Below are 3,749 nucleotides of genomic sequence, written 5' to 3'. Positions count from 1 at the left end.
GACTTGGCCGTCATCGGCTTTGCGTCGGCGGTGGGCGCCGGCATCCAGGTAGCGGTGATCAACGACGACGTGATGGTGGCGGCCGTCGCGCCGGGCAGCGCGCTTGCCCGAAGGGCCGGAATCTCATTGCGAGCGCTAGCCGAACATGAGCTGATCTGCCTGCCACGTGGTGCCGGCATCCGGGCCAGCCTCGACCAGGGGTGTGCGGCGGCCGGTGTTCGGGCCAAGATCTCGCTGGAGGCCAGCAACCCTGAGGTGGTCGGTGATCTCGCGGCACGGGGCCTCGGCGTAGCGGTGCTCCCGCAGTCGTACGCGAGCACGCGCGACGATCTGCATCTGATACGCATAAGCCGTCCGACGTTGCGAGGTCGCGTCGGCGTGGCATGGCGCACCGACGGCCGGTTGTCACCCGCCGCGACAGCCCTTATCGCGATGTGGAGTCAACGCGCGGCGTGATCAGCTACCGGGAGGAAGATTAGAACCCGTCACGGTCGTGCTCGGCGTGGTCGTGTAGGTCGGGCTCGTGACGGTGACGGTGCTCGTGCTCGTGGACGGCGGCGGCACCTCGACCGTGGTGGTGATCGTGGGGATGGTAGTCGTCGTAGTCGTGGTGGAGGTCGCCGTTGCCGCCGCGGCAATCACACCGCAGGCCACCCGCTTGCCCGAATCACCAGTGGCGTTACTGCCCAGGTTATCCGCGGTTTGGTGGACGACCAGCGCGGTGCCCGTGCTGCTTCTCAGATCCGCTGCGGTGAACAAGCTACTGGTGGTAACGAGTTTCGCCGAACCGTCGGAGCGCACTTGCAAGGCGGTCAGGTCGCCGCTGGCCGGCGAACCAGTGTGGTCCGGCGCCTGGTAGACGGCTCCAGCGGAGGCGAAGTCCCCCGTCGACCCGCCCGTCGGCGACGCCGAATTGGCCTCGCATGTGCCTACCGAGTGAATTTGCAGCCCATGGAAACCGGGACTCAGGACCTGATTGGGACCGGCTTCCACGGTCACGGTCGCATAGCCATTCGCGAAATCGAAGGTGGCGTTGGCGACCACAGACCCATCCGCGCCCTTCAACTGTGTGGTCATCCGCTCTGTGCCGGGCGACTGTGACGTTGAGGTACTGGGCTGGCTGCCCTGCTGATTGGTGCATGCGCCTAACGGCGCGACGGCGGCGGCGAGCATCGCGACCGCAAAGGCTACGCCGGATTTCATCCGCTGGTGCTACCCAAATTTGGTGAGGTCGAAACCGCTAAATCGCGGTCGCGGGGGTCAACCGGTCCGTGCCTCGCGGCCCGAGTCGATGTGGAGGCCTTGCCCTTCTGGTTGAGCGTCCTGGCCGTCGCGGGTGCCCTCGTCGGTCGCGGGTTGGCGAGGGGGCAACCCCTTGCGCAACGTGCCCAGCAATTCCCGATACGGACCGACCAGGTAGACGGTGTCGTCGGCGCGCAGCCGCTCGTTGCGGCTTGGCCGCAGCCGGACCGGTGTGTCCTGCCGGCAGACCGCGATGACCCGGATTTGAGTGGACACTTCGAACATCTGCAGCCCATCGAGTTCGCTGCCCGGCGCCACCCGCATGGCGCCGACCATGAACGAACTCTGACCGACCGAAAACGTCCCGAGCACCTCCAGGCCACTCGCTGCGCCAATGAACCAGGGCGCGGCCAGTTCGACGGTGGACCGGACGTGCTCGAACCCGAACCGCTGAGCAATCGCGAAGCCCAGCGCGCGGTCATAGACACGCAGCACAAGCGGAACGCCGCCGCGCCGATTGATCTGGGGCAGCACCCGCGGTCCCAACATTTCGGCCAAGATGATCCCGGTCTCGATGTTGATCATGTCGTCGCGGGTCACCACCGCCACCGCGCGGGCGCGATCCACCCGCGCCGATTCCAGCGTCTGGATAAGCGTCGCGTCCCCGAAGATCACGGGCACGTCGAGTTCGCGCGCCATGGACAAGAAACGGTTGTCCTCGTCGCGCTCGATCACCGCCACGTCGTGTCCGGCGGCGACCAGATCGCTGACGACGCGGATCCCGAGCTCACTGAGCCCGACGACGATGATGTGGTTGCGCAGATGGCGCACGCGCGGGCGGGCGGTCGCGTTGACGAAGCGCTGCGACAACAGCACGTCGGAGATGAACGCGACGAGCAAAGCGATGGTGGTCGCCCCGCCGAACATCAACATGGCAGCGAACAGGCGTAGCCAGGTGACCTGGTGGCCGAAGCTGAAGTCACCGTAGCCCGTGGTCGTGATCGTCTCGACGGTGAAGTACAACGCGTCGATCCACGACATCCGCGGACGCTGATAGTTGAAGTGCAACACCGACATTGAGGTGATGACGAGAATGCCCGCGGCCGCCAACGCCGGATAAAACGCCGGGTTGAAATCATTGAGCACCACGCGGATCGCATCGAGCACCCGCCGCAACCGAGGCCGTCGTGCGCGCGTTCCCCTGGGCACCCGAACCTTGATGCCGCGATCGGCCGCCTCGTCGGCGGTCCCGATCATCACCGTCCAGTCACCGGCGTGCACCTGATGATCCCGACTCGGACAAGCCACCACCTCGCCGGGATTAGGGGAATTCTCGCCATGAATGACCGCTACCGGTGCCAGGTCACCGTAGAGTTCGCGCAGCGTCGCGTCGCGGGGTGCTTCGCTGCCGGAGGCCACGAATTTGATGCCGGCGGCCTCGAACGGGTGCGCGCTGTGCGTCAGGCAGGCTTCGACGACCGACGACGCGGAGAGTTCGGCGACGTTGAAGATCCCGCCGGGCCCATTGTCGTCGGCTACCGCTTCGCGCAGCACGTCGTTGGTCAGCCGGGCAATCACCCGCAGGTTTGGGTTGGCTCTCCTTGCCAGCAGCGCGATTTCGAGATTGAGCGCGTCGTCATCCCCAGCGCAGACGACAGCGATTGCACGCGCGACTTCGGCGCGGACGAGCTCGCGAGCCACGCCGATGTCGGCAAGCTTTGCCTTGTCCAGCTTGACAACACGCGCGCCGGCCCGCTTGAGCTCGTCGACAATCGTGGTGGCTAGCGCATCGTCACCGCTGACAATGATGTGATGATGCATACTCTCATCCGCTGCTCGGGAATACCTGACCGCGATCGAGTCCAGGACTCAGCGTAGGGAGACACAGGCTTTGCCGATGCCGTTACTGGTGAAGGTTACACCACGGCTTTGAGTCGTCCGGCCGCAACACCCAACTTTGCTGGCAGCAAAATCCCCTGGTCGCGCCACCGCGACTCGGCGGTGGCCGCGGCCTGGACGACTGAAGGTAAGCTATTCCTGCACAGGCTCATTCGCTCTTAGCGCTCACGCCTCGAAGCGATACCCCATGCCCGCCTCGGTCAGCAGATGGTTCGGATGCGATGGGTCGTCCTCGAGCTTGCGTCTCAGCTGCGCGAGAAAGACACGCAGATAATGAGTTTCCTTCGCATACTTGGGTCCCCAGACCTCTCTGAGTAACTCCTCGCGCCCGACCAGCTTGCCGCGATTGCGCACCAGCATTTCCAGCATTCCCCACTCCGTCGGCGTCAGGTGAACCTCGGTTCCGTTTTTGATCACCTTTTTCGCCGAGAGGTCGACGACGAACGACTTGGTTTCCACCACTGGGTTGTCCGCGCCGGTGGCCACCGCCGCCCGTCGTACCGCGGCGCGCAACCGGGCCAGCAGTTCATCCATGCCGAACGGCTTCGTCATGTAGTCGTCGGCACCGGCGTCGAGTGCGCCCACCTTGTCAGAAGAATCGGTGCGCG

Annotated in this window: 4 protein-coding genes; 1 reads left to right on the top strand and 3 read right to left on the bottom strand. The window is 65.1% G+C overall.

What is annotated here, in order from left to right:
* Positions 1-456 (top strand): LysR substrate-binding domain-containing protein (locus WBF82_RS06425; RefSeq protein ID WP_424382237.1); only part of this gene is annotated, 456 nt, incomplete at its 5' end.
* Here the strand turns inward: WBF82_RS06425 and WBF82_RS06420 are convergent.
* The 3 genes from WBF82_RS06420 to WBF82_RS06410 form a co-directional block, all read right to left on the bottom strand.
* On the bottom strand, positions 457-1,203 hold the full coding sequence (locus tag WBF82_RS06420; protein WP_424382236.1) for a superoxide dismutase family protein: 747 nt from the start codon (positions 1,201-1,203) through the stop codon (positions 457-459).
* Between the two features lie 57 nt (positions 1,204-1,260).
* Positions 1,261-3,063, bottom strand: coding sequence for an NAD-binding protein (locus tag WBF82_RS06415; RefSeq protein ID WP_424382235.1), 1,803 nt, complete (start codon positions 3,061-3,063; stop codon positions 1,261-1,263).
* 243 nt (positions 3,064-3,306) lie between these two features.
* Positions 3,307-3,749: winged helix-turn-helix domain-containing protein (locus tag WBF82_RS06410; protein WP_424382234.1), on the bottom strand; the 443-nt coding region annotated here is incomplete at its 5' end.

This window comes from Mycobacterium sp., from assembly GCF_049673265.1.
In the GTDB taxonomy this organism is placed as follows: domain Bacteria; phylum Actinomycetota; class Actinomycetes; order Mycobacteriales; family Mycobacteriaceae; genus Mycobacterium.
Note: the sequence above shows the minus strand (reverse complement) of the source record. Positions and strands in the feature narration are given on the sequence as shown.

Coding starts and splice junctions, on each gene's coding strand:
- WBF82_RS06415 (WP_424382235.1), bottom strand. CDS start 3,063: ATGCATCATCACATCATTGTCAGCGGTGACGATGCGCTAGCCACCACG.
- WBF82_RS06420 (WP_424382236.1), bottom strand. CDS start 1,203: ATGAAATCCGGCGTAGCCTTTGCGGTCGCGATGCTCGCCGCCGCCGTC.